This is a genomic window from Microbacterium sp. KSW4-4, assembly GCF_023091185.1.
In the GTDB taxonomy this organism is placed as follows: domain Bacteria; phylum Actinomycetota; class Actinomycetes; order Actinomycetales; family Microbacteriaceae; genus Microbacterium; species Microbacterium paraoxydans.
In genome coordinates, this window is the sequence record NZ_JAHWXJ010000001.1 from 911,635 (window position 1) to 937,875 (window position 26,241).

Consider the following 26,241-nt stretch of genomic DNA (forward strand, 5'->3'; position numbering starts at 1 on the left):
TGTGCTGTAGTGCCGTGGACGGCTCGGCAGCGGATCGGCCGAGCAGCCTTTCAGGGTATCAGGTGCGCAACCACCGTCGGATCGCGAAGCCGGCCGACAGCGCCGCGAGCACGACACCGATCCCGACGAGGACCGGGACCACGAGGATCGCGTCCTGCATGGTCACCCACGTCGTGATGAACGGTACGCGCCCGCGCAGGTAGCCGTTCACACCGAAGTGCATGCCGGCGACGACCGCCGCGCTCGCGAGGGCCGAGCCCAGGAGCGCGGCGAACACGCCCTCCAGGACGAACGGCGTCTGGATGAAGCGGTTCGAGGCGCCGACGAGGCGCATGATGCCGATCTCCTTGCGTCGCGCATAGGCGGACAGGCGGATGGTCGTGGCGATCAGCAGCGTCGCGGCGATGAGCATGAGGACCGCGATGCCGACGGCGATGTACGTCGCCACCGTCAGCGCGGAGAAGAGCGGTTCGAGGTATTGGAGCTGGTCCTGCACCTGTTCCACTCCGGCCTGCCCGCTGAACGCCTCGGCGAGCACCTGCGACTGGCCCGGGTCCTTCATCGTGACGAAGAAGACCTCGAACGCCTGGTCGGGCGAGAGCACGCTGGCCTGCTCCTCCCCCACCTGCTCGACGAGCTTGGCGTACGTCTCCTCCTTCGTGTCGAAGGTCATGGAGCTGATGAGCGGCGACAGCGCGTCGCCCTCGAGCTGGGCGCGCACGGCGGCGACCTGCTCCTCGCTCGCCGCGCCGTCCACGCAGGTGTCCGACTCCGACACCGCGGAGCACATGTACACCGCCACCTGGGCGCGCTCGGCCCAGTAGCCGCGCATCACGCCGATCTGCGACTGCATGAGGATCGCCGCGCCGACGAACGTCAGCGACACGAAGGTGACGAGCACGACGGAGATCACCATCGAGATGTTGCGCCGCAGGCCGACGAGGGCCTCGGTCAGGATCAGGCCGATTCTCATGAGGTCGGGCCCACTTCCTCATCGTCCTGGTCGGACAGCCCGAGGCGGTCCGCGACGCCGAGCTCGGCGACGTCCACCTCCGGGATCACGATCGGGTGCGTGCGCGGACCCGCGGGCGCGGGGCGCTCGGCGGCGGGCTGCGGCGGCACGACATCCGGCGGTTCGACCACGCCCGGCTCCCGTGCGGGCTCCGGCGGCTCGACCACCTGCGGGGCCGGGTCGGCGGCGGGCTTGGTGACCGCCGGAGACGCGGCCGCGGCCCGGCGCTGGGCGTCCAGCTCCTCGGCCAGTGCGGCACGGACCACGGAGAGGTCGGCGGTCTGGCGCTGCACCTCCTGGACGGCGGTGAGAGCGGCGGCGGCCGCGGCACCGCGGACCTCCTCCGGCACCAGACGCGGGATGTTCGAGGTGTCGCCGTATCCGCCGTGCACCTCGTCGCGGACCATCTCGCCGTCGCGGAGCTCGATCACGCGGCGGCGCATCTGGTCGACGAAGCCGGCCTCGTGCGTGGCCATGAGCACCGTCGTGCCGCCCGCGTTGATCCGGGCGAGCAACTGCATGATGTCGACGGAGGTCGCGGGGTCGAGGTTTCCGGTGGGCTCGTCGGCGAGCAGCACCTGCGGACGGTTGACGAGCGCCCTGGCGATCGCGACGCGCTGCTGCTCCCCGCCGGAGAGCTCGTGCGGCATGCGCTTCTCCTTGCCGTCGAGCCCGACGAGCGCGAGCGCCTCGGGAACGGCCTGCTGGATGAAGCCGCGGGACGATCCGGTGACCTGCAGCGTGAAGGCGACGTTCTGGTAGACCGTCTTGGACGGCAGCAGCCGGAAGTCCTGGAACACCGAGCCGATGTGGCGGCGGAAGTACGGCACCTTCCGGTTCGCCAGAGCCCGCAGATCGCGGCCGAGGACGGCGACGCGACCGGTCGTGGGCACATCCTCGCGCAGGATGAGGCGCAGACAGGAGGATTTGCCGGAGCCGGAGGCACCGACCAGGAAGACGAACTCCCCGCGCTGCACCTCGAAGTCGACACCGGACAGGGCGGGCTTCGACGTCCCGCGGTAGCGTTTCGTGACGTTCTCGAACCGAATCATGGCGATTCGAGCCTAAGCGCGCCACGGGCCCGGCCCCGGCACGACACCCCGCCGCGCAGGACGCCGCTCCGCTTCTCGGCTGTGCTCGCAGGCCCACCGAGGTCGTCGCCCGCTGCTATACATGGAGTGTCGATTCGCGTCCACCGCGCGCGAGCGCACACACGGAGGGGACCCCCATGACGACACCTGCCGGCTGGTACGACGACGGTTCCGGGCGCCTGCGCTGGTGGGACGGCCAGCAGTGGACGGAGCACTTCGCGCCGGAGACGACGGCGACGACGGCGACGGCGACGACCGACGACACCACCGCGACGGCGACCGACGACGGGGGCGCGGAGAGCACCCCCGCGGCGACCGACGACGGCGCTCCCCTGGGACAGGAGCCGACGGCGACGGCGGAGACCGTCGCTCCCGAGCCCGTCGCCGCTGAGCGCGAGATCGCTCCGGACGAGCCCGCGACCGAGTTCATCGTCGCGCCAGAGCCGGCACAGGACTGGACCGCACCGACCAGCGGCGCGCACGGCCTCCCCGGTGCGGCGCCGATGGTCCCGCCGGCCACTCCCGATCAGAACGCATACCAGGGCCAGGGCGGATACCCGACACCGGGCGCGTACCCGGGTGCACAGGGCGCGGGCGGATACCCGGGCCAGGCGCCGGGTGGTCAGGGCGCGTATCCCGGCCCCGGCGCGTACCCCGGTCGGGGCGCGTACCCCGGTCAGGGGACGTACCCCGGTCAGGCGCCGGCTCCCGCGGCGCCGAAGAAGGTCTCGGTGCTCGGACTCGTCGGCCTCGGGCTCGCCGCGCTGGGCCTCCTCCTCGCGTTCATCCCCGTGACGCTGCCGTTCGCCTGGTTCCTCCTGGCGGCCGGATTCATCGTCTCGCTCATCTCCCTGTTCCTGAAGGGCACCAAGTGGCCGGGGATCACCGGGCTCGGGGTGTCGGTGCTCGGCGGTATCGTCGCGATCGTCGTGAGCATCTTCTTCGTGCTGGCCGTCGCGAACACCGTGCGTCCGGTCACGCTTCCCGACTACGACGAGGGCACGACTCAGAGCCCGGCGCCGGAGACCGACGACACCGGCGACGCGGGTACGGGTGAGGTCGCCGAGGGCACGCTGGGAGAGCCGGTCACCGTGCCGCAGCTCGAGGGCACGGCCGAGGTCACCATCCGTTCCGCCACGTTCGGCCCGACCAACGGCACGGACTTCGAGCCCGCGAACGGCGGATATCTGTTGATCGACGTCGCCTGGGAGACGCTCGACGGGACGACCTACGTCAACCCGCTCTACTTCTCCGTCGAGACCGCAGACGGCACCGAGGGTGACTACGACATCTTCGGCGAGGCGACGCTGGAGTCCAGCGAGCAGGACGCCGGTTCCACGGCGGAGGGCACGGTCTCGTTCGACGTGGCCGAGAGCTCGTCCTACGTGATCGTCATCACGGACGAGATGCTGCAGGAGGTCGCGCGCGTGACCGTGGAGCCGTCGGCTCGCTGATCCGTCCGCACCGCACGACGAAGGCCCCGGGATCTCCCGGGGCCTTCGTCGTAGGGGTCAGTCCTCGTCTTTGCGCTTGCGCCAGCGGATGCCCGCCGAGATGAAGTCGTCGAGATCGCCGTCGAACACGGCGGCGGGGTTGCCGGACTCCTGGCCCGTACGGAGGTCTTTCACGAGCTGCTGACCGTAGAGGAAGTAGGAACGCATCTGATCGCCCCAGCTCGCGGTGATGTTGCCGGCGAGTTCCTTCTTCTTGGCGGCCTCCTGCTCCTTCTGCAGCAGGAGGAGGCGGTTCTGCAGCACCCGCATGGCCGCAGCGCGGTTCTGGATCTGCGACTTCTCGTTCTGCATCGACACGACGATGCCGGTCGGGAGGTGCGTGATGCGCACGGCGGAGTCGGTCGTGTTGACGGACTGCCCACCGGGGCCGGAGGAGCGGAACACGTCGACCCGGATGTCGCTCTCGGGGATGTCGACCTCGGTCGCCTCCTCCATGAGCGGGATGACCTCGACGGCGGCGAACGACGTCTGGCGCTTGTCCGCGGAGCCGAACGGGCTGATGCGGGCGAGGCGGTGCGTGCCGGCCTCGACGGAGATCGTGCCGAAGGCGTAGGGCGCGTCGATCTCGAAGGTCGCCGACTTGATGCCCGCGCCCTCCGCGTATGAGGTGTCCATGACCTTCACGGGGTACTTGTGACGCTCCGCCCAGCGCAGGTACATGCGCATGAGCATCTCGGCGAAGTCGGTGGCGTCGTCGCCGCCGGCGCCGGAGCGGATGGTGACGATGGCGCTGCGCTCGTCGTACTCGCCATCGAGCAGCGTCTGCACCTCGAGCTGGTTGATGAGGTCGGTGAGCGTCTGCAGCTCCTTGCGCGCCTCGATCGCCGACTCCTCGTCTCCCATCTCGTTCGCGAGGTCGACGAGGACCTCGAGGTCGTCGAGGCGCTGGGCGATGCCGGTGATGCGGGCGAGCTCCGACTGGCGGTGGCTCAGGGCACTGGTGACCTTCTGGGCGTTCTCGGTGTCGTCCCAGAGGTCGGGCGCGCCGGCCTCCTCGCTGAGACGCGCGATGTCCTCGCGGAGACGGTTGACATCGACGACCTCGCTGATGTCGCCGAAGGTGTGCCTGAGCGCCTGGATTTCGGCGGAGAGATCTAGTTCGAGCATGACACCTCAGCCTAACGTGCCGCCCGCGCGCGCGGGGACGGGCATGTCCAGGGCCGTGCGCCGACGGGAGTAGCGTGAAGGGCGTGAGCAGTGCATCCACGGTCCTCCGCCAGTTCGGGCCGATGGTGTACTTGCCGACCGTCCTCTTCTCCCTCGGCGAGGGCGCGGTCATCCCGCTCATCCCGGTCATCGCCGCGTCCATGGGGGCCGACGTCGCCTTCGCGGCCCTCGTCGCCTCGGCGCTCGTGGTCGGTCAGCTGTGCGGCAACCTCCCGGCCGGGTGGGCCGTGGGCCGCCTCGGCGAGCGGTTCACGATGGTGATCGCCGGCGTCATCGCCATCCTCGCTGCCGTCGGCATGGTGTTCGCGCCGTCGCTCGGGGTCCTCGCGGCATCGGTGTTCCTTCTCGGCCTGTGCGCCGCGGCGTTCGGGCTCGCCCGGCACGCGTTCATGACCACGCGGGTGCCGCTGGCGTTCCGCGCCCGCTCGCTCTCCCTGCTCGGCGGCAGCTTCCGTCTGGGCATCTTCATCGGCCCGTTCGTCTCCGCCGGTCTGCTGCAGCTCTTCGGTACCGAGGCCGCGGCGATCTGGTTCTTCCTCGCCTGCCTCGTGGTCATGGTCGTGCTCGTGCTCTTCGGACCGGATCCGGAGAAGACCGTCGCCCCGCTGCGGACGACCGATCGATTCGTGGAGGACAGCGGAGAGGCGGTGACCGGGTCGATCCCCATCGTCGAGCGGGCCGGGATCTTCCAGACCATGTGGCGGCAGCGCGGAGTGCTCGGTCGGCTCGGACTCGCTGCGGCCTCGCTGTCCGCGGTGCGGTCGGCACGGCAGGTCGTCCTCCCGCTGTGGGGGCTCTCCCTGGGCCTCGACGCATCGACCATCGCGCTCGTCGTCGGGGTCTCCGGCGCCATCGACTTCGCCCTGTTCTACGCCAGCGGCCAGGTGATGGACCGCTTCGGCCGGCTCTGGGCGGCGATGCCCGCGATGGTGCTGATGGGCGCCGGGTTCCTCGCCCTGTCGGTCACGCACGACCTCGACTCCGCGGTGCTCTGGTTCGGCATGTTCGCCGCGGTCCTCGGCGTCGGCAATGGTCTGTCGAGCGGCATCCTCCTCACTCTCGGCGCGGACGTCGCCCCGAAGCGCGACCCCGCCGCGTTCCTCGGGTCGTGGCGCACGCTGACCGATGCCGGCGGCGCGGTCGCTCCGCTCCTCGTCTCGGGCATCACCGCGGTCGCCTCCCTCTCGTTCGCGGCGGGAGCCATGGGCCTGATCGGACTCGTCGGCGCCGCGGGGTTCCTGCGCTGGATCCCGCGGTTCGTCCCCCGGACGCCCCCGCCCACGCCGGACCCGGCCGACGGCTGAGCGCCCGGTCGCTCAGCGCAGCGCCGTCCGGCTCGTGGCCGTCGCCTGCAACGGCACTCCGTCCGGCACGAACGGCGAGAGCAGCGGCGGGTGCCAGGTCGCTGCAACGGTGACGCGCGCGCTCACGCCGTCCGGGGTGCCCGCGTCGACGACGGTCGCCTCGAACCCCGCTCCGAGGACGAGCGGCGCCGCCTGCTCGGCCACCCCCGCGTCGGTGAGCGTCGCTCGGGGGCTGTCACCCTCCACCTGCAGCGTGAAGCCGTCCGCTCCGGCGAGCGCCGCCGCGTCCGCGAGCCCGTCCAGCCGCTTCTGGGCGATGTAGAGGTCGGTGGCGCAGACGCACACGAACAGCACCGCGAGCGCGAGGAGGAGGTAGCCGAGCACGAGCAGCAGTACGCTCCCGTCGTCGTCGCCCTCTCCGTGCTGCTTCAGGGCCGGCACGCGCCCCCTCATCCCCCGCCCCATCGCCGCGACACCTTCTGCACCGACACGGCTTCCACAGGGACGGACGTCGCCTGGTCGAGTCCGAGCACGCCCGGCACAAGCGGCAGCGGCACGCGCGTCGAGACCGTGACGACCACCGTCGCTCCCGCCGCCGGACAGGCCGATGCCCGGGGGCGGCACGACACCGCGACGTCGACCGCACCGGGATCGATGCCGTACTCCGCGACGACCCCGTCCAGCACCTCCTCCCCTCGGTCGGCCGCCGCCGCGATGTCGGGTGCCGAGGCGACGGCACGTGCGGCCTGCCGCGCCGCGGCCTCGACGCCCAGCGTCTGCTCCTGCACCGAGCCCACGGCGATCACGAGGTACAGCAGCGGCACGAGCATGATCACGCCGACGGCGATGAACTCCAGCGAGCTCGACCCCGCGTCATCGCGCATCGAATGACTCCGCCGGTGCGTGGGCCTCCACCTGCAAGGCCGCCGGGACGCCGACCAGGCCGAACACCGGGAGCGTCGTCCGGATCCGGACCTCGACGGTCTCCTGTCCCGCTCGCCGCGCCGAGGTCACCGTGATGTCGTCTGCGTAGGAGGGGCCCACCGCGCGACGGATAACCTCACGCGCCCGCTCTTCCCCCTCCGCGGCTGTCGTGTCGGCGAGAGCCGCGTAGTACGCCCCCTCCACAGCGGCGTCGTGGACGACATTGCGCACGTAGATCGCGAACGCGAGCTGCAGCACCGCGAGGGTGAGTGCGGTGAGCAGGGTGCCGACGAGCACGAACTCCACCGGGTTCGATCCACGGTCGTCGGTCACCCCCGCAGGCGCGCGCATGTCAGAGCCCCGAGACCCGCTGGATGGCCTGCTCGAACAGGGAGGTGAGTGCGGGCCCGGCGACCGCCCAGATGAGTACGACGAGCCCCGCGGTCATTAGGGTGACGAGCACCCAACCGTTCTTTGGAGTGTTCACGCGTGTTGCAGCGTGCACCAGGCACATTCGCACGATGAACGATGGGGCGAACGTCGCATGACGAACCACCCGAGGATGTCGCAGCTGTGTGCGAGCGAACACCGCTGCCGATCGGTGTATTCGTCGATACCCCCCCCCCGAAGCCGTGGGCTAGCCGTCTGCAGCATCGGTTCGACTGGGTATCAGCGAAAAGGAACTCGAGGCCCGCTGGGTATCCCCGGCGCTAGTTGCTGCTCGCTCCCACGAGCTTCGTTTCTCGCGGTATCAGCAATCGACTCGTCCAGCGGGGCGCCAAGCCCCCAGGGTAGCGGAGCGTTCGGTTCATCTATCAACACATGCGGCCTCGCTCCGAAGCGCCGTCGATCTGCGCGTCTCCAGGCCCAAAAGACGCTTGAAGTGAAGGTGATGATCAAGACGATCAAACCGAGCGGCCACATAGCTGAAAGCCCCATCCAGAGCACCGCTGCCGCAGCTCCCACCGACTCGTACTCACCGGTCGGAAGGCCCGCGTTGACGACTAAAGGAAGGAACACCAGCGCCACCCCGTAGATCGTTGCAAGGACCTTTTGCTTCATCTCAAGACGAGCGAAGTTCAAAGGAAGCAGCATGAAGGCGACAAAGGCAAGCAGCCCAGTGCCGATCTGAGAGAAAGGTGCCGAGGGAGCATAAGGCACCTGCGAACCGACGAAAGTCGCCAACGCGCCGCACGGAATCGCGAACGACCATCCGACCCAAGACCTGCTCGCCCACTTAGAAGTGGCCTGGTGGCAGGTCCTATAGTCAATGGTCCCCGGTTCAACATCGGGAAGGACCATACTGCACACCGGACACACCATCGTTTAAATCTAGTGGCGATGCTGCAACTGCCAGCGCAGCGCCCACGCAACCTTCGACCTTGACGGCATGAACACCGGGCCTGATAAGGAGTACGTGCATCAGTACTCCGAACAAGGGAACGCGACTCCGGAGCCACTCCGCCGCGGGCTCGCAATAGCCAAGTCTCAGAGGCCGAACAGATGCTCGACTTCGGAGCCGATTCGCCCCTGCGCTGCCGCCATAGGAGCTACGATCACTCGCATGGAGATAGCCGGCTTCGTCGTCGCCGTGCTCGCAGTAGTCGCAGCCGGCGCATCCGTCTTGTACGCCCGCGGTGCGAACAGTCGGGCGGACGAAGCCAACAGAACTGCGGAGAAGGCGCTCGATCTTCAGGCCCGTGCCGATGCGCGTGAACGAGAATTCCGCGAGGTGCGTTGGGAAGCGGGGTACGACCTAGACGATCGGGAACGACCTGTGTTCCGACTGACCAATGTCGGGCATACCGACGCACACTCGGTTTCCCTCCTGCTAGCGACTCCGGGCCGCCGCGAAACGCTCTTCACCCTCGGCAACGTAGGGGCAGGTGGTAGCGCGCAAGTGGTCCTGACTGACGACGAGACGCAAAGGAGCATCGTAGAGCTGATGATCCTGACGGCAGATCCCTGGCGCGTGCATTGGTCGAGTCCGCTTGGGCACGCGGAGGAGTATCAATACCCGGGAAGCCCCGTCCGATAACGCACCTCGCGCGCAATCCACCCGGGACCCCGCCGACGAGCACAGCCTCAGCCGCGCAATGAACCGAGCGACAGAATCGGCAAGGCCTCGAACGCATCGTCGAGGAGCCGGTTTCTCCCAGCAATCAGCTCCGCACTCTCCAGAGGAAGAACCCCGGGACGGTTGGTCGGCGATTTGGCCCGGGACAGGTACTCACTCATCGCGAGTGGATCTGTGGTCACAAGCGTCTCCAAGAAGTCGACGCCAACGAAAGCAGTGGGGACAACGGCAGTGGTCAGTCTCTCTCGCACGTCCCGGCTGTTGGCGATTACGAAGTTCCCGAAGGTGACGATCAGCGCCACCACCGGACGGTCTCTGGGTATCGCGGCGAGATCAACATCGCCGCGGGCCAGAGCTTGCGCGGTCCGATTGATCTGAAGGATGGGTTTGTTTAATCGTCCGTGAGCCCGCTCGACAGAGCCGAAGCCCTCCTGCAGAAAGCGGTCTGGGGCCATAACCTTGCACTCGATTAGCAACACGACATCCGGCAGCACCACAAACCAGTCGATACTCTTCGCTCGCTCTTTCTTAGGACCGAAGTTTTTCTCGGGAAGTACTTGCGCACCCTCGATCTCGCGGAGTTGTCGGCCGACATACTGCTCGAATAGCTGGCCAGCATCTCGTCTGAATGCGTCACCCCACCTACCGGTGCCTTCATGAAGCACTCCTAGCGCGGAAGCCCGCACTTCGATGGCAGGGAAGCATGGAGCGACGAAGTGCTCCGCGACATCCGAGATGAAGGGCGAGACGAACAGCGGATTGAACGAGAACGGTTCGCGGCGGAGCTGTTGCTCCGGAGTGCCGCCGAATCGCTCAATATGAGCTCGCCGCTCATCGCGATACTCCGCCACAGTCGTAGAAAAGCCTCGCCGGACGATGCGATCGAATCCATCCGCGCCTCCCAACCCCGCGAGCACGTCGCGTAGCTCGTTCGTCCACTCGAACGGATACACGATCCCGCTAAGCGAGGCTGAGTAGAGCGCAAACCCTGCTGATACCCACTGTTCAATCGAGCAGCCCAGCAGCTCTTCCTGCCACCCGGGTTTCATGACCTCCGGCTGATAGTCCCTGCGGAATGCCGTGTCACGGAACAGGGCAACTGCCCGGGCCCAGTTCATTTTCGCATCTGGAAACTGAAACGGAGACTGCGAGTAGATGGTTCGCAGGATCGCGGCGAGAGCCGATTCCGACTCATCGGCGTCAGGGTGCTCGACATTGAAGAACGCCCAGCACATGCGTTCTATGTCACCCAGCGTCGGCGCAGGGCCGCCCCTCGTGCCCCACCGTAGGACCAGGGCGGCCACGCCGGCTACGTCCCATGGAAGGAAGGACTTCACTCGGCCATACCCGTCGTTCGCACGGCCATCCCAACCCCGAGAAACTACGCTGAGGAGACGCAGCGAGGCATCGCGATCGAAGCGCCGGCAATAAGCGCGCAGGTCTGCATAGCGATACACGTGCTCGCTCGCTGACAGTGCCATGCTGATCCTTTGAAGCTGACTAGTTTCCCTCCCGCGCCGACATCCACACCGCCGATGTCGGATGCGAACTCCACGGGCATTGAGTCCTCTGCGCGAGTAGCCCCAATGGATCCTCCCATGGCCTGGCTGGGCGGCGGTACTCTCGTCTCATGAGCAGCTTGAAAGGCAAGCCGTGCGTGCTCTGCGGTGCGCCGTCGACACGAGTCGGGGAACACATATGGCCCGGATGGTTTCTTCGAGACTTCCGCGGCCAGGGTCCCTTCGAGACGTCAAAGAACGGCGTGCCATTCACCGCGAAACATAAAACAGCTCCCCTGTCCGTGAACGGATTGCCCGGTGTGCACGTGCCCATGTGCGAAGTTTGCAACAGCGAGCTAGATCGACGATTCGAGAAGCCAGCCAAGTTGATCGTGGAAAAGCTGGTTACTTTTGAAGAGCCGCAAGAATGGCCAACGCTCACCCAAAACGAGATAGCGGATCTTGCCCAGTGGCTTCTCAAAGTCGGACTGTTGTCTGCCCATCCTGCCGCCGTACACGATCTCCCCCAGGTCGACCGAGACCCTTCCTACCCGCGTCTTGACCCGTTCCTCGACGAGTGGACATCCTGGATGGCTAACGGGGATGATCCGCCCGCAGGCTTCTCGGTGTTCGCCACTCGAAGATCTATCGATGCGCCGGCGGGTGACCCACCCCTCGACGGTCCCGCGCGAACGATCTGGCTCCCCCACATCATCGTCGACGGCGACGACCTGCGATACATGGTTCGACGGTTCGGATTCCGAGGCATCGATGTCACGATCGTCTGGCATCCGGGCTGGGAGATTGATCACGCTCAGGTCAATGAGAAGCGAGCGGTCCGGCTATGGCCGCACCCCGCGTGCGTAGACCTGGCAACGCTGCCCGAAGTGAACCCAAAGGAGCTCCTGGTCAGTGACGTCGACCTAGGCCCCCTCGTAACGACTCGTTCGAACTTCGAACAACTCGTTCGGGTGCCCTTGAGTCATGAGACCAACACCTTGGACCTGATGATCTCCTCGATCAGCGACCCGTCCTGAGAGGGCACTCGGGCTTCTTCTTCCTCGGGTGAGGGACGGAAAGGCCGACACGGAACCGGTTGCGCGTGAGCTCACTCGTGGTGTCCGTAGGTGCCCTTATACTGCACTGCACAGCCACGACTGGGGGTCACTATGGGGATTTTTTCAGCGTTCGACGAGTTCCAAGAGAAAGTGGATGCCGATCCATCTCACGTTGCTGAGGCGCGCAACCGACAGGCCGCGTTCATCGACGCAATTCGATCGTCCGAAGACGTACTGGAGATCGTGAAGTCGGGGTCGCTTGAGCGAAGGACACAGCTGGATCCGATTCATGACGTCGACCTGATCGCTGTCTTCGACGGGGCAGCGTTCCCGGATTGGGGAAATGACGGCGACTCATCCGAGGCGGCTCTCGGTGTGGTCCACGACCTTGTGCGCAGCACTCTTGCTAACCCTGGGGGCTCTCACAATGAACTAGTGCGGCTCGCTATGCCGAAGAACCGGGCCGTGAAGTGCTTCGTTGATGATCCCGATGCAGATCATCCGTTCACCGTCGATGTGATGCCCGCCCTCCGGAATGACGATGGGACACTTCTCATTCCCAGCAAACGGGATCGACGTTGGAGCACAGCCGATCCCGAGTTCCTCATCGCCGAGGTGGAGAGCCGCGACGAGTCGTGGGCTGACTTCAGGCCGATGGTCCGCGTACTGAAGTATTGGCGGCGTTCTTGCGGGACCGAGGTGAAGTCGCTCGTCATGGAGACGCTGGCGCTTGACTACCTTCCTCTGGGCACGAATCGGCCCAATGCGCTGCGTCAGTTTTTCGTCGCCGCCGCATACAACGTGCTGGAGGGTGTGACCGATCCGGCCGGATACTGTGGCCCGATTCAGCCGGGCCTCGACCTCCAGGCGCTCCACGATGCGCTGTCCGCCGCCGGCGACGAAGCGACGCTCGCGATGGAGGCAGCAGGACGCAACGATGAGGCCGACGCTCAGCATCATTGGCGGAACGTCTTCGGAACCGACTTTCCTGCCCCAGCTGGTACGACAGGTGCTCCCGCAGTCGTTGCGCCGCCGATTCGGGATGCGCCTCAGGGTGACTGCTGAGACGCCATGGCGGCGGTACGACAACGCCCGGCTGATCTCCGATTCGAGAGAGATCACCACCGTGTTCCCCGGCCTCAGTCCGGCCGCCGGTGGCGCAGGAATCGGTTGGCATGGGCGTTTGCCCATATGGCCCTTCGCGCGAGCCGCGCCCTGTCAGTTCGAGTCGGGCGTGAGAGGACTCGACCTTTTAATGCTGTTCCCGCAGTCGTACCCGATGACGATGCCCCACTTGCACCCGCTCGATCCAGAGCCAGAGTTCCACGAGCGGACGCAACATCGTTGGCACGTCAATGGTGACGGTTCCCTCTGTCTCATTCAGGAACAGCGAACATGGACCGGTCGAGGTTCCGTGGTCGATCTTCTCTTGAAGGCAGCGGCCTGGCGGCTGGAGTACGGGCTCGTGCGCGCTGGCGTGTTTGAGTACATGTCCGAGAACGGCATCGTCTCTGACTCGTCGCGCGATACCGAGATCGCAGCCCTGTTCGGGGCCACGACATGACCACGATTCCGGTGCTTCTCGTGCCCAGTGAGGTGCGTCGAGCTATCGAGGCCACACCAGATCACTCCGGCGCGTTTACCTTGCGCTGGTCCGAGCCGGAGCGGTGCGGGGTCGTCATTGCAGTCGGTGTCGGCTCAGCAGCCCTCAACCCATTTCCTGTTCGAGACCACTTCCTCGAGTTTGCCGATGTCGGGCCAGTCGGGACGTGGCACGCAGGAGATGAACAACACTCCACGATCTGGCGTGAGTACGCCGGACGTGGCGGTGCAGTGACACTCGACGTTCTACGAGAGCGCCTGCCTGGTCTATGGCGAGTGGGAAGTGGGGTGGGCTACTTCGTACTTGTCGTTTCGACGACGGAGGGTGACTCTCCGATCTGGACCGCGTGGGCCGTTAACGGGGACGCAGCATTGCCGATAAAGGTGGATGTCGAAAGAGACGATGAAGGCCTGAGCACGCTCGGCGAGCATTGGCCGACCGAACTAATGGGTGCCAAGCACGTAGCTGTCATCGGAGTCGGCAGTATCGGATCAGTTACAGCTGATGTTCTAGCCGGATTCGGCGTCGGTCGAATGACGCTGATCGATCCAGATCGGCTTGAGTTCCACAACCTGGTGCGTCACACTCTCCCTCGATCGGAAGTGGGCCGCAACAAAGCGATCGCGGTCGCCGAGGCTCTCCAGCGGTCCCATGCAGGCCTTGAAGCAGTAGGCCTCCCGAAGGATGTGCTCTGGGACACGGACGCGATCCGCGCATCGATCGCTGATGCAGATGTCATCGTCGGCGCGACCGACGGGATTCTTCCGCGGCGCACCATCGTGCACATCGCGCGCCGACTCAGCAAACCATCGCTTCTCGGCTGCGTTCTCCTCAACGGTGCGATCGGCGAGGTGCTCCGCTTTCGCCCGGCTGCACAACACGGGTGTCTGGAATGCAGGCGACGAACCCGACAGGATCTCTTCACCCTCGATTCTTCTGCAGAAGCCCCCTATGGATCAGGAAGTAGCCACCTGCCGATGACTGCGATCGGAACCGATCTTGCGCTCGTCGGGCACGTCCTGGCAAAGGCATCTGTGTGCACCATCCTCGAATCAACGGGCATGGCCGATCAACGACTTCCCGGCGAAACAGCAATCATCGGACTGCGACCCACGGGCGCTGCGCCGACGCCGTACGACATCTCACGCGCCGGCGAGATCCGGTGGCTCCCCGCCGACCCACCCATCGATGGATGTCCGACGTGCTCAGTAGCCACGTGAAGCTCGCTATCTCCGACGCTGCTCTCTCCCTAATCCGCCGTGAGGTGCAGATGGCTCACGACGGGCGTGAGACAGGCGGAATCCTCTTAGGCGAAATCGACCCGCTACGCGTCACGGTTGCAGGAGCTCCAGGTCCGGGAGCGGTCCGCACGAAGAACTTCTTTCTTCGCGACCTTCAGTTCTCGCAGGGTCTCGCCGCGCGAGAAGCCGCTGACTCTGGCGCGATTTGGGTTGGCGAGTGGCACACTCACCCTGTCGGTCCGGCGCACCCGAGCATGACGGATCTGAAGACGTATCAGCGTCTCCAAGATGTGCCTGGTGGCGTTTTGGCACGTGGTGTCTTGTCGCTGATCGTGGCTCCCAGTGCTGTTGGCTGGAGCCTCACAGCTTGGATGTGTACCGATGGCCGGGGGACGCAATTGATGATGGAGGAACGATGAACCTCACTCGAGTTCCAAGACCACGACCGCGCGGCGCAGTTTTCGTGTCCTACAGGCAGTGGGATGGGAAGGACGTAACAGCACGTGTTGCATGGGCGCTGCGAGCGGTCGGAATCCCCGTGTGGCACGACGAGACCGACCTTCCGCCAGGCGACACCATCCGGGTGATCGGCCAGGCGCTGAATAGCGGGCTCTCCGGAGCGGTTCTCGTCGTCACTGACGACATCGTCAATAGTTCCGTGGTGAAGAAGGTGGAGTGGCCGAAGATCCGTGAGCTCAATGAAGAAGGGGAGTTCACACTCGGCGTCCTCAATGCTGTCAAGGACGCAAACGGCAACGTCTACGCTGCTCCGGACCGTCTGTTGCGGCGATGGTCTGATCGATTGCTTGGCCGATACACTCATCACCTTCGCGGCCTGAAGCAGTACCGGCTTTCGACCGAGCAGGACCAGATCTCTGAATTGGCAGCCGACATGCTGAGGCAGAGGCTCCATCACCTAGCTGACTCCATTGCAGCGCGAGGCTACGTGCATATCGATCTCGCGACTCGTGCTGACCCGACCGCTGAGCATGCAGAAAGCGCCGATCTGAGCTTCCGCTGGGACCGAAGCGGACGCACGGACGGTGAACACACCGCTGAGCGATCCCTTCACCAACACTTCCACGTCGCTGCAGCATCGATACGACAACACACGACAGGCCGGCTGAGATTTCACGGGCAGGCGCACCTTAGTTTCGGCACGGCGATCGGGGCTTCACTCACGCTCGGTCCGGCTATCGAGTTCGCAAACGAAGACGGGCTGTGGGTGATCGACCGGTACAGCGACGCCACCGCCACACCGCTTACGCGTGCTGCTATTCACTCCCGGAACACGTCGGGCCCTGTGCTTGTCTTCGTAGATCTCCTCCCCCCAGAGAGCGCGGCAGCGTACGACTCGCTCGTCTTAAGCGGGCAATGGACCGAGAGCGTACGAATCCAACGACCCCACAGGAGTCAGCCCATCCGCAGCGAGGACGCGAGTCAGCTTGCGCACGAGATCGCAACAACGATCCGGGAAGCGAGCGGCCGAAACCGGAACGCACAGGTCCACCTGTTGGTCTATGCGCCACTACCGATCGCTCTCTTCGTGGGATCTCTTCTCAATACTGTGGATGTTGTCGTGTACGAGTGGCAACGGCCCACGGATGGGCACCCAGCAGCGTATGTGCCCACTTTCAGGCTCCGGCCCGGTGAGCCAAATCCGATCTCGATCGCCGAATAGCAAGCCTTCCGCACTGAACAGCCCGCAACCCACACTCCGTTTTCGGCAGGGTCGACCTCTGGCTCAGTCGCTATCGGTTCCGCAGGTCCGGAAGGTTTTCAGGGAGAAGCTCGCTGAGCGAGACGCCCAACACCTGCGAGATCGCAATCATCGCTCGCAATGCAGGGTTCGAAGGCTCGCCCCGCCGTGACTCGGCGTTCTCATACTGGCGATAGATGAAGCGACTGAGATTGGCTCGTGATGCGACTTCCTCTTGGCTGAGCCCCGTCGCTTGGCGGTGTCGCCGAAGTTGCACAGCTAGTTCCTGAGCGAAGCGGCGCCACTCGTCGTCATATGCCTCCGGCTGCTTGCTCACTCATCCAGCGTTTCGAGGAACGCTTACCAGTATGGGCTTACGTGTATGCCATAATTTCGTTGGCCATACGAAACAATCGACTCCCGCCGGATCCCCTCCACTCTGCACGTGTGCTGCCCGCCCTTCGGACGCCGCGGTCGCACCGCAGGGCAGGGCCCAACGCGTGCGACCGCGATTGCGAGGGCGATCTTGCCAATTGGAACGTGGACAGCATGGTGGCGCGGAGTCGAGCATCCCCCACCCACGGCGTGGAAGTACACCTTCGAAGAGTTCACGAACGACGAGACAGCCGACGAATGGGGTCTAGCGGCGGCGATCTTCATTGCCCAATACCGTCGCCGCCATTCGCAAGGCCCAACCTTCCGGGAGCTGTTTGAGCATCTCTTACCAGACACCGACGGCGCCCCGACACCCCTCCCTCCGGAATGGGACGCGACGGTACGCCGCCGCAGGCGCAACGACTTCCGTAAACACGCGGCAATCGAGTGGCGCCGGCGAGGCTACATCGGCTTCGAGCCACGCGTGACACGAAGCCTTCGAGTCGGTCCGCGCTTTCGCGAAAGATCGCGCGCACGGAACTCGCCTACGCCCGCTGAGCGCACTCGGGGCTCAGGGCTGCACGCACTCCCCCATCGATTGGTTGATACGGGGAGGCGATCCGCACCAGGTCGCCAACATTGTCGAGACGGTGAAGTCGACACATGAATAGCAAGCCGCACGATCCGGAGCCCGCCCGTCAGCCAACAGGAACATCGACACCGCAGCACGACGACGCCGGGGACATGCACGAGGGAATCGAGTCAGTCCTCGATGCGTTCAGGCGTCTCGTGCAAGCCGCAGCCCACACTGGGCGCGACTGGAAGCTTGTCGACGCGCTTCTGCGAACGACGATCGAGTTGGCGCTCCAGCCTCAAGAAGGAGTATTCGCATCGACGACAGCGACTCCAGAGGGAAGCTCGACGGACGAAGCGACGCGATCGGCTGATCGTTCCCCGATAACCACTAGACCACATGGAAGGAAGCCAGCATGAACGCTGAGCCGCTAGAGCTGCCAGAAGTGCGCAGAGCACTCGCCGCGATTGAGAAGGGTCATGAACTTGAGGGGCAAGAGCTGAGCGACGAAGAGCTTGATCGGGCTCGGCGCATCCTCGCTGGAGAGCTCACCCCGGAAGCGGCGCGTTGGGAGATGAACGCAGCACTCCAAGCCGTCGTCGACGCCGAACGTGCCTGATAGTTACCCCGTGAAGGTACCATCAGCGAGCGCCTGAGCGGCGCCAGCGACCTCGTCAAACCGCCCCTCCCGGATCGCAGTGATCGCAGTGTCTCCGTTACGAAGGAACGGGTTCGACCCGACGAACCACAGTCGCGCCACGTGGTCGCCTTCAGCATCGCTGACGGTGCGCCATATCGTCGCAGCACACTCAAGACGTTTAATCGCCTCGGCATCCGGATGAGAACCGCTGTCTTCCCCCCACGCCCTGGCTGCTCGCGTGTCATTGGCGCCAGCAAGCGTCGATACCAGCGTCGAGCCCAACACAGCAATCAATCGACGAACGAGTTCAACTTGACCAGAGGTACTCACGTTGTGGCTCCACCTCCCCTGTCAGAGCTGTGATGATCGTAACTCGAGTCAACCGTCAACTCACACACCCTTCAGATGGATCACAGGCGCCGGACTGGACCGGTCGAACGAACTCGCTCTGCATGCAGGCGTTCACAACGTACACGGGAGCTCACAAAGCACACAGGACTCCACAAACGCTCACGGTTTCCGACGACATGACATCGCCGTTCGAGTGTTAGGCGGAGACGGGCTCAGATCTTCCGCCCCGGGTCGCTAGCGGTGCTCGGCAGAGGGATGCCGCACACTTGTAAACACGCGACCGAGCTAGAACAAATGTTCGAAGCCTTGTTGCGGCGGAGGCGGGCAGGAGCAGGACAAACAAGAGGCTCGCTCCTATCACGACATGCAGGCCCAGCATCAGGCAAGACTCGCCGCGGCACGTCACGGCTCCTTGCAGTCCCTCAGCAATCGCGAACTCGCTCTTACGGAGCAGCCCCTCACCATCTACCCACATTCGCGTCAGCGGGTGCGCGCGTGGTTCGGTTTGGTCACGAGGCGATTCGCGTGGATGCCAAACTGGCGCGATCCACGCCGCTCGCCGCGGGATCGCGGTTTAGAGCTAGCGATGTCGTATTCCGCTGTTGGGTCTGGGGGATGCGGTAACCACGTCCAGCGAAGTCCAATAGTCCCCCAGTCTCGCGGGTCGGGCCGACTACTCGTCTGTGGCGCACGCCCACGCGTACATAATGAGTCGATGACACGATTCGAGCGAGCAACCGCTAGCGACGAGGGCGACCTGAGTGCGACGGAGCTCGCCAAAGTCTGCGAGGCGCTTCTCGCCGCGTGGCATGAGGATGCTTCGCGATCTCGCCACGGTGCAGCGCCGAGGTCTGCGTCCGATTTGGACGCGGCCTCTGTTCGATCGGCATTCCCACAAGGCCTGCCGGACAACCTCGAGTACGCGCATGGCCAGATGGCCGGTCAGATGGTCGATGCGATTATGCTCCAGCTACAATCGGTCGTCACACTGTTGCGTGCAGACCCGATGATCCCCCTAGGTTTGTGGCCCCTCGTGCGCTCGGAGATAGAGTATGCCGGTCGTGTCGCCTGGTTGTTGGAGCCGTTCCCGGGTGTGGATGTTGGCCGCCTCAGGGTCGCGCGAGGAATGCTCGAGCATCTGGCCGCCATCCAGCGGCAGCGGTTCACAGCGGGCAAATGGAACGGGCAAAGAGCGAAGCAGTTCAAAACCAAACGCGAGGAGCTTCTCAAGCGCATCCGCGGGTTGTTCGACGAGGTTCGCACCCCGTTGGAAAAGCCGCAGCAGATCGATGAGTGGCAGATCGGCGCCGAGAAGATGCTGCCTCTCGGGCAGTCCGTGAGTCTTTTCCTCGACCACCTGCTCAACGGCGACGCGTTGTACGACGTCTTCTCCGACAACTCGCACCCCTCGGTCGTCTCGCTTGCCTTCCAGTCCTCCCGTTCGGACGTCGAAGGTGTCACGTCGATGACCTACCCGGCGATCCCCAGAGTCATCAACTTCCAGGTCAGATTGGGCTGCCTTACCGCGTATAAGTCGGCGCAGATGATCCTGGGCTACTACGGATTCCCGATGGACGCCCTCGAAAAATGGGCGATCGACGCGCCGAGCCAGTGGTTCGAAGGTCCGACAGCCTAGGCGACGGCGTCGGCACGTCACGGGTACAATTCACGCGACACAATCGGTGGCCGTTACTTTCAACGGGTCGATCGCACAGGATTGGAGGTCCCCTTGGATGAGTACGTGGTAATGCAGGCCAGAAAAGAACCTTCGCGGGTGGCGTGCTGGGAAGAGGATGCCGGCGGCGTTACGCATGGAACACTGACAATGCGGTGGGTTGACGATGGAGATCTCTATCTGGAGCATGTCGAGGTAGCTGAGGCCTGGCGCGGTAAGGGCGTGGCTACGCGGCTGCTGGACATGGCCCTGGCGACCTACCGACTCTATGGCGAGAAGCTCACCGTTCTCGCACATTCGACGACAAGCGAGATGGATGCTCTCCTGTCGTCCGCGCGTCGTAGACACCCGGACTTCCGCTTCATCGCGATCGGCGACGACGATGAGTAGAAGTCTCTCTGCAGCGTTGTCGAGGTTTTCGAACGAAGTGGAGCCGATCCGAGCTAACTAGCTGCCCTCCATCGAACCCATTGCGAACGTGATCCGGCACATCACCGCACTCGGAGGTCAGCGCTCGAGCTACGCATCAATTTTGTGATCCTCATCAATCAACATCTGCCCGATCGGACGCCGCACCACCCGAGAGATTACATCGTTCTCGATAATTCGGTGCAGCCGATTCGACTTCAAGAGTGCGGCCGGCAGCGCGCGCTCAATCTCCCGCGCGACCGTCTCATCTTTCAGACCTGAGCGCAGCAAGCGAATCTGGCCGCGCGTCGTGTCCGGCGAAGGCATCACGGAGTCGAAGAGGGCCTGCTGCTCAGGATTCAGGACCATTCCCCGGTCTGGCGTCTGACTCGGCGTCGGTGCCGAGCCTCCGGGGGGCGGTTTGATGTGCGAAATCCCGCGCACCGGCGTTGACGCCTCCGCGACCTCGCAGGCGGCGAGCCAGTGACGCAGAACGACGCGAGCAGACTGTTTCGCGGACGGCCTGAGACGCTCTCGCAGCCCATCCGCGACCATGGATCTGGTGTGCTCATTGATGGACGCAATCTTGACCAGCGCTAGCGCCTGTGCTCTTGGGTCGCCGGCGGGGTCGTCGAGGAGATCGAGCGCTCGAGCGACGAGTCGCTTCAGCCAGATCGGGCGAGCGCGGGACATACCGTCCATGAGGATGTCCATCGCTAGCTGCGGACCAACGGGGTAGATACCTCCCAGGCGTTGGGGCGCGTCATCGTCGATGTTCTCGGTGATCCCGACGACCAGTTCCTGCAGGTGTTTGGTGGGTTGAGTGAACATCCGTCCCGCTGTGAACAACCAGGTTTGACGCCAGTGCGGGTTGGGTGCGGCGAGGCGAAGTCGATCGCCGACCACCTTTTCGGTCGCAGCACCGATGTACTGCCCGGCCATGTATTCCTGAAGGAGTCGGACGTCGAATCCGTACCCGTCTTCTCCGTGTGGCGCAATCAATACCAGTCGCTGTGTGGCGGCATTCTTGATGTCGGCGAGCAGCTGGCGATCGCGGCTATCTGGGTCGAACTCCTCCTGCTTGAGCGCCGTCCATATGATGTCGTGCAGCTCCTGAGCGGTGATGAGTGAGAGAGTGGTCTCCCCGCGCTCAGAGCGTGTCTGAAGCTCAATACCAACGCGCTGATGGATGTGCTCGATGAGCGCGGAGTAGTCGCGGATCAGAGAGCTGAACCCTCCTGGTTTACCTTTCTCTCGGGACATCACTGTATGGAAGTAGCCGTGGAAGAGGCTGAAGCGATCAGGCTCGAGCTCCCCTGCCTGCTCCACGATGATGCTGAGGATTAGGACTTGAAGCGGCGTCTTCAGAAGATTCTCAAAGGCATCGTCCTCCGCAGCCGCCCGAAGTCGGCGAATCACGCGATCTCGCCGCTCGGGTCCTGTGGACAAGCGGACCGAGGTGACCTTCTCGCCGTAATCGAGAGCGGTGCGTGGCGAGAGGTCGGTGAGGTCGACGCGTTCGAAGAGCCCAGTTCCTATCTGTTCAGTGAAGCCCAGGGGGCGAGTGGTCAACAGGATGAGGGTGTCAGAATTGTCTGCTTCGCAATCGTTAGCAAACTCGGTGATCTGCTCGATGATTCGTTTCCGCAATGCGGGGTCGACGACTTCGTCAAACCCGTCGAGGACGACGAGCCACGGCCACTGAGTTCTCCAGCGATTCAGGAGGTTCGGCGCGATATCGCCTGTGTCCGACTTGGCGCTCACCTCGTTGGAGATCCTGCGGATGAGTGTCGAATTGAAGTCGAGTGCTTCGTCCTGGGCGAACTCGGCCAGGTTGATCTGCATGGGCCACCGGGGGTACGTCGGAGGGTTCACGCCGAGTTGGCGAAGCGCCTCGTCGGTCGCAGCGATCGTTGCGCGCTGCTCGTCACTCAGGGCGGTGCTTTCTCGCAAGAAGGCCGCGCGATGAGCCTGAACGATCATCTTGGACAGAGTCGTTTTCCCGTTGCCGGGAGCTCCGGAAACGATGATGTGCCGCGGCTTTGCGACCCGGGTGGTTTGGGGTTTCAGAACCCGGCCGCTGCGTTCGAGTACGTACGGAAGGATCGTGGTGAGCCGTCTGCCCGACGGCGAATCCGATGGCACCATGGTTGGCAGATCCACCATGACTTCATGTACAGGCATCCCGGCGTCGCCAATCGCTCCGGCTTCGTCGAAGTAGATTCGTCCACCCGTCATGAGGGTTGTTCTCGCGTGTGAGCGCAGAGCGTCCTCCAGGTTTTCTTCGCGGACCAGGTTCAGCAGGGAGGGAATCGTCGCCAGGACGTCTCCTGGCGTGAGGAATGCGGTGTGCGCATGGCGGACGCCGGGGTGGGCGTGCACGAGAGCTTCGATTTGGTAGTAATCCCAGAAGTGGAACCGCGAGATTCGCTCTAGTCGATCTGCGCGTGCTCGGCCGATCATCCGGCGCTCGTCGTCCGCCTCGTCTTCTGCGTCGCGGCGGACGCGCCCGACGTAGGTTCGAATTTGTTGTTGGAGGATGTCAAAACCTCCGGACCCGGGGAAGGGAGTGAGTCGCACATTCGTGACGAAGACGAGCGTATTGGGCGTGCGCTGCCGATCCGCCTTTCGCGACCAAGCGTCGAGCTCGTCCCGGATCTCCCCCCACAGCCAAGAGACGTTCTTCCCATGATCATCGGATGGAGTCTGCATGTGCTTGACCTGTAGCACCGTGTAGCCACTGGAACGCTGCTGACCCGGCATGCCCGGCGTGCTCCAAACCATCTCGTCTTCGCAAATGAGATCGCGGCCGCCGTCCCTCCCCGAGCCCATCGACCGCACACCTGCGCCGAATTCAGCGACGGCTAGAGTCGCGGCAAGGTCTTGGAATGCCGTCGCGTCAAAGCGTTTGAGATCCAGCATCGTGATGCGTTGCCTATCGAGTGGTTCCGGGGTTGATGCCCGGCCGAGAGAAGATAACCCCCAGCGTATCGATCGAGATCGAACGCGCCACGCCCGACGTGGTTTTCGGCAGTACCAAACCCGTGTTGTGATGTGGGGGAATCGGCGTTTCTGGGTTAGATCGCCGAGACCTGGTCAGTACGACCTCCCACCGATCGATGTCGCCGCTGCCCCCACCTAATGCGTGCGCGAAGGTTCTGCCAGTACAGATTGATGGCCCCCGTTTGCGGTGTGCCGTCCGTCTAACGCGGCCCGGTGACGCCGCGGTCAAGCGAACCGGCAGGAGCGGGGTTCGACCAAAGAGGCCGCACGCGTGCTACGCGCGGCTCCGCTCTGATGATCAGTTCTCGCTGATGGGTCTTTGTGGTGCAGCCCCCGGGAACGGCAGCCAACAGCCGCACGAGCGGGACCACGACTGCAATGCTGCTCTCCTGGATACCGATCTCCCACGCTCGCACCACCAGGCCGGATACGCCGTGCATGAGTTTCGATCTAGCGCGGACGAATGGGAACAACGGGACCTCCGGAGCCAGCGCCCTCGGCCAACCTTCGCGCCAGACGCCCGGACTTAAGCTGCTCCTGACGCAACTCCTCTTGCAGAACATTAATCGCGCGCTGCAAGACGTCGCACGTGTCTTTCCACATCCGCTTCTCCTGGGATGTGCGTTTCTGAAGGGCCCTCACTCGAACCAGTTCCGCGACCGCGCGTTTGGCCTTCTCACGAGCAGCATCGACATCATCGCCTCGGTGGCCCTCGCTGAGCAACTGGAAGCGCTCTCGAAGGTCGTCACAGGACTGATATAGGTGATGACGCCCCACTTCAGCTTCGACTGCAAGATGGCGTACCGTCAGTGCGCCCGCGGGAACCCTGGTTGGGCTACCGCTCAACATACGTCTCATCGCAGACATAATCTCCCGCCGCATCGCGTTCTCCTCGGCCCGAATCTCTGCCGGGCTGGGGAGGCCACCGCTAATCACAATGAGCCGCTCTCGCAGACATCCGGGCCGTCGTCACAAGTTCGTCGAGCTCGTCGGCACCGGCGACCATCGACCGGGCGAGCGGGGTGGGACTCAAGGCGGCGTTTGCTCGAAGCACCTCTGCACGCGAAGAGATTGTCATCAGCTGCGCTTCTGTCCGCACCAGGTTCGCGCATCGGGCGTCACAGCGCCCTAAGTCCGGCCGCGCCTTGCCTTTCGCAGATTGGTTGGTGCACCGGGCTGTCGCCGCGCGATACGCGCAGAGCGCGACAGCGGCGGGGTTGTCGTAGAGAACGAGGTCCGGGTCTCGCCGGAGTCGGCGCTCCTCTGCGGGCGTCATGCTCGATGGTAGTCGTCGTACGGCCGTGACAGCTCTCTCGGCCCCTGGCCCGTAGACGGACTCCCCCGCCGCTAGGAGGTGACCCAGTTCTTGGATAGTAGCTTTGCGATGCTCCCAGTCCCCCGCGCTCAGCAAACTGTTGAGCCCCGATTCTTTCGTTCCGGCGTATCCGCTGCCCATAACCGTACGAAGGTGTTGGTACTGCAACGCGAGCGTGATGTCTCCACCGGGGCGGTTGCTCAAGAACCACGCCAACGTCCGTCGGAATCGGCGCAATGTGATCTTGCCGTCGGGGTCGGCTTGGATCCGCATCACTTCGGGATCCTCATGCACGGGAACGAGCCTGTCATTGACGAAGGCGATGAAGTGCTGAATCCAATCCGTGATGAGCGAACTCCGTTGCGCGGTGCCGGTGCTGGAGAGGATCGCACCGCTTTCGCTCCCATAGAAGCGGCGAATCCGCTCGGCAACTCGCGCAGCGTTCCAGGCGCTGCGTGTAGTGGCCCAGCTGACCAGTGTCGGTGGAACAGGCTTGCCGTCGTCGTCGCGGCGAAGGCCTTTCCACACCTTTCCGCGGATCAGATACAATCTGCCGCCGTCCTCGCGCTGAATCGGATCTACTGCGGCACCGAACTCGAGGCCGGCGACTTCTTCCGGGCGCGCACCCGTGAGGTACGCGATGACGATCACGCACGCTGCCATCAGATGGCTCATGAGCGGGCTGAAATTGTCGCGTCCTCTGGCCTGGCCCCGAGGAACGACATCGAGGACTCTGATTCCGTCAATCCAGACCCGATCGCGGAACAGTGCAGTCGGCGAGTACCGCAGATGGTGAAGATCGGGGTCCGTCACGTACTGGTATCGCTCCCGGTCTGACAAGCGCCAGAGCGCTTTGGCCATACGAGAACGCGGAGCACGGTGCTGATAGGCGACGACGTGCCAGGCGACCTGGTCTGTTCCAACCTCGTTGCCGAGAGTCTGTCCAGGCAACCGATAGTCGGAGTACGCGGCAAGAACCTTCAGGCACTGGTCCCTGCGAAACGACTTGGCAGCGGGTGTGTCCGCGATCGCGGCAGCATAGTCCGTGTGCGCAGCGAAAATGTCTTCTGCGAACTCGTCGACGAACGCGCAGGCCCACGTGATCAGGGGAGCCATGATCTCCTGCCGAATTCTGATCGATCTGTTCTCCTCCGCTCCACGCGAGAGTGAGCGTTCCAGAAGCCAACTCGGTTCGGGCCACCGATGCTCCATCTGTAGCCGTTCAGAGAAGTGCCACGCGCGGCGCACAGCGAGCAGCGTATTCACCTTTGTCTTTCGCCCAAGCTTGCTCGCATGAACCCAGGTTCGAAGATCGTCGAGATGGCCTGAGTCCAGGTCCCGCGGGGCAATGACTGGCGTCTCGGGGTGTTGCACCGACCACTCACCGGTGAGCCACTTCATCCCGCGCCCAAGATCCGCCATCGCAGACTTGATCGTGCCTGCGCTCGGCCATTTCGTATACGGACCGTGAGCCTCGGCGATCAGGGACTCAGGGTTCCCGTAGTTGATGAGTTCGTACGCATACGCCTTCGCGAAGGATCGAAAACCCTCCGGAACAATAGCGAAGTTGAGCACATGTGGCGGACGGCCGGGGTCATCCTCCATCGGTCGGAGAGACCAGCGCATATCGCCGAATCGTGCGACAGGCCAAGTAGCATCCGCGATCCGGTGCGCCTCGATCGCCGGATCAGCGTCCGACAACCGCGGACGC

The 26,241-nt window shown here is 64.3% G+C and carries 24 protein-coding genes; 12 read left to right on the plus strand and 12 right to left on the minus strand.

Annotated elements, in window-relative coordinates; translation table 11 throughout:
* Positions 1–58 precede the first annotated feature (58 nt).
* Both ftsX and ftsE read right to left on the minus strand, forming a co-directional pair.
* Entirely contained in the window at positions 59–973 is a 915-nt protein-coding gene (ftsX, locus tag KZC57_RS04535) for a permease-like cell division protein FtsX (protein ID WP_060923645.1), read from the minus strand.
* Positions 970–2,064 carry a cell division ATP-binding protein FtsE gene (gene ftsE, locus KZC57_RS04540; protein WP_083370887.1) on the minus strand — a complete coding sequence of 365 codons (1,095 nt, stop codon included), beginning with the start codon at positions 2,062–2,064 and terminating at the stop codon, positions 970–972. The genes ftsX and ftsE overlap by 4 nt, the downstream gene beginning before the upstream one ends.
* Positions 2,065–2,240: 176 nt before the next feature.
* Between ftsE and KZC57_RS04545 the strand changes: the two genes are divergently transcribed.
* The gene (locus tag KZC57_RS04545) at positions 2,241–3,557 is read left to right on the plus strand and encodes a DUF2510 domain-containing protein (RefSeq protein ID WP_247641136.1); all 1,317 of its coding nucleotides are present in this window, start codon (positions 2,241–2,243) and stop codon (positions 3,555–3,557) included.
* 57 nt (positions 3,558–3,614) lie between these two features.
* On the opposite strand, the gene prfB is transcribed toward KZC57_RS04545, so the two are convergent.
* The gene (gene prfB / locus KZC57_RS04550) at positions 3,615–4,724 is read right to left on the minus strand and encodes a peptide chain release factor 2 (RefSeq protein WP_025105296.1); all 1,110 of its coding nucleotides are present in this window, start codon (positions 4,722–4,724) and stop codon (positions 3,615–3,617) included.
* Positions 4,725–4,846: 122 nt separating this feature from the next.
* On the opposite strand from prfB, the gene KZC57_RS04555 reads away from it, so the two are divergent.
* The gene (locus tag KZC57_RS04555) at positions 4,847–6,088 is read left to right on the plus strand and encodes an MFS transporter (RefSeq protein ID WP_144882585.1); all 1,242 of its coding nucleotides are present in this window, start codon (positions 4,847–4,849) and stop codon (positions 6,086–6,088) included.
* A 12-nt stretch (positions 6,089–6,100) separates the two neighbouring features.
* On the opposite strand, the gene KZC57_RS04560 is transcribed toward KZC57_RS04555, so the two are convergent.
* The 5 genes from KZC57_RS04560 to KZC57_RS04575 all read right to left on the minus strand — a co-directional run bounded on the left by KZC57_RS04560 (position 6,101) and on the right by KZC57_RS04575 (position 8,197).
* Positions 6,101–6,529: a pilus assembly protein TadG-related protein gene (locus tag KZC57_RS04560; protein ID WP_247641137.1), complete on the minus strand. Its 429-nt coding sequence runs from the start codon at positions 6,527–6,529 to the stop codon at positions 6,101–6,103.
* Positions 6,530–6,537: 8 nt separating this feature from the next.
* A complete protein-coding gene (locus KZC57_RS04565; RefSeq protein WP_247641138.1) occupies positions 6,538–6,972 on the minus strand; it encodes a TadE family protein in 435 nt (144 codons plus the stop codon).
* Positions 6,962–7,363 (minus strand): TadE/TadG family type IV pilus assembly protein, encoded by a 402-nt coding sequence (locus KZC57_RS04570; RefSeq protein ID WP_060923092.1) that lies wholly within the window; start codon positions 7,361–7,363, stop codon positions 6,962–6,964. Before KZC57_RS04570 ends, KZC57_RS04565 begins: the two co-directional genes overlap by 11 nt.
* A gap of 1 nt (position 7,364) precedes the next feature.
* On the minus strand, positions 7,365–7,499 hold the full coding sequence (locus tag KZC57_RS16350) for a hypothetical protein (protein ID WP_281732474.1): 135 nt from the start codon (positions 7,497–7,499) through the stop codon (positions 7,365–7,367).
* 182 nt (positions 7,500–7,681) lie between these two features.
* Positions 7,682–8,197 (minus strand): hypothetical protein, encoded by a 516-nt coding sequence (locus KZC57_RS04575; protein ID WP_247641139.1) that lies wholly within the window; start codon positions 8,195–8,197, stop codon positions 7,682–7,684.
* A 379-nt stretch (positions 8,198–8,576) separates the two neighbouring features.
* Between KZC57_RS04575 and KZC57_RS04580 the strand changes: the two genes are divergently transcribed.
* Positions 8,577–9,050, plus strand: coding sequence for a hypothetical protein (locus KZC57_RS04580; protein ID WP_247641140.1), 474 nt, complete (start codon positions 8,577–8,579; stop codon positions 9,048–9,050).
* Positions 9,051–9,097: 47 nt separating this feature from the next.
* Here the strand turns inward: KZC57_RS04580 and KZC57_RS04585 are convergent, their stop codons facing one another.
* Complete coding sequence (locus KZC57_RS04585) at positions 9,098–10,570, minus strand: nuclease-related domain-containing protein (protein ID WP_247641141.1); 1,473 nt, start codon at positions 10,568–10,570, stop codon at positions 9,098–9,100.
* Between the two features lie 149 nt (positions 10,571–10,719).
* Between KZC57_RS04585 and KZC57_RS04590 the strand changes: the two genes are divergently transcribed.
* The 6 genes from KZC57_RS04590 (at position 10,720) to KZC57_RS04610 (ending at position 16,171) form a co-directional block, all read left to right on the plus strand.
* Complete coding sequence (locus KZC57_RS04590) at positions 10,720–11,625, plus strand: hypothetical protein (RefSeq protein WP_247641142.1); 906 nt, start codon at positions 10,720–10,722, stop codon at positions 11,623–11,625.
* A 132-nt stretch (positions 11,626–11,757) separates the two neighbouring features.
* On the plus strand, positions 11,758–12,711 hold the full coding sequence (locus KZC57_RS04595) for a nucleotidyltransferase (RefSeq protein WP_247641143.1): 954 nt from the start codon (positions 11,758–11,760) through the stop codon (positions 12,709–12,711).
* Positions 12,701–13,210, plus strand: a complete 510-nt coding sequence (locus KZC57_RS04600) for a hypothetical protein (RefSeq protein ID WP_247641144.1) — start codon at positions 12,701–12,703, stop codon at positions 13,208–13,210. The genes KZC57_RS04595 and KZC57_RS04600 overlap by 11 nt, the downstream gene beginning before the upstream one ends.
* The gene (locus KZC57_RS04605; RefSeq protein WP_247641145.1) at positions 13,207–14,469 is read left to right on the plus strand and encodes a ThiF family adenylyltransferase; all 1,263 of its coding nucleotides are present in this window, start codon (positions 13,207–13,209) and stop codon (positions 14,467–14,469) included. The genes KZC57_RS04600 and KZC57_RS04605 overlap by 4 nt, the downstream gene beginning before the upstream one ends.
* Positions 14,442–14,909 (plus strand): Mov34/MPN/PAD-1 family protein, encoded by a 468-nt coding sequence (locus tag KZC57_RS16570; protein ID WP_374206600.1) that lies wholly within the window; start codon positions 14,442–14,444, stop codon positions 14,907–14,909. The genes KZC57_RS04605 and KZC57_RS16570 overlap by 28 nt, the downstream gene beginning before the upstream one ends.
* Positions 14,906–16,171 carry an SAVED domain-containing protein gene (locus KZC57_RS04610; RefSeq protein ID WP_247641146.1) on the plus strand — a complete coding sequence of 422 codons (1,266 nt, stop codon included), beginning with the start codon at positions 14,906–14,908 and terminating at the stop codon, positions 16,169–16,171. The genes KZC57_RS16570 and KZC57_RS04610 overlap by 4 nt, the downstream gene beginning before the upstream one ends.
* Before the next feature lie 70 nt (positions 16,172–16,241).
* Here KZC57_RS04610 and KZC57_RS16575 read toward each other — a convergent pair whose 3' ends face one another.
* Complete coding sequence (locus KZC57_RS16575; protein WP_374206601.1) at positions 16,242–16,526, minus strand: helix-turn-helix domain-containing protein; 285 nt, start codon at positions 16,524–16,526, stop codon at positions 16,242–16,244.
* Positions 16,527–17,553: 1,027 nt separating this feature from the next.
* Between KZC57_RS16575 and KZC57_RS04615 the strand changes: the two genes are divergently transcribed.
* From KZC57_RS04615 to KZC57_RS04625, 3 genes are all read left to right on the plus strand, one after another.
* Positions 17,554–17,757 carry an antitoxin VbhA family protein gene (locus KZC57_RS04615; RefSeq protein WP_247641147.1) on the plus strand — a complete coding sequence of 68 codons (204 nt, stop codon included), beginning with the start codon at positions 17,554–17,556 and terminating at the stop codon, positions 17,755–17,757.
* A 1,087-nt stretch (positions 17,758–18,844) separates the two neighbouring features.
* Positions 18,845–19,765, plus strand: coding sequence for a hypothetical protein (locus KZC57_RS04620; protein WP_247641148.1), 921 nt, complete (start codon positions 18,845–18,847; stop codon positions 19,763–19,765).
* A gap of 93 nt (positions 19,766–19,858) precedes the next feature.
* Complete coding sequence (locus KZC57_RS04625; RefSeq protein WP_247641149.1) at positions 19,859–20,194, plus strand: GNAT family N-acetyltransferase; 336 nt, start codon at positions 19,859–19,861, stop codon at positions 20,192–20,194.
* Between the two features lie 129 nt (positions 20,195–20,323).
* Here KZC57_RS04625 and KZC57_RS04630 read toward each other — a convergent pair whose 3' ends face one another.
* Positions 20,324–23,134 carry an NACHT domain-containing NTPase gene (locus KZC57_RS04630; RefSeq protein WP_247641150.1) on the minus strand — a complete coding sequence of 937 codons (2,811 nt, stop codon included), beginning with the start codon at positions 23,132–23,134 and terminating at the stop codon, positions 20,324–20,326.
* A gap of 1,009 nt (positions 23,135–24,143) precedes the next feature.
* Positions 24,144–26,135, minus strand: a complete 1,992-nt coding sequence (locus KZC57_RS04635; protein WP_247641151.1) for a hypothetical protein — start codon at positions 26,133–26,135, stop codon at positions 24,144–24,146.
* Positions 26,136–26,241 lie beyond the last annotated feature (106 nt).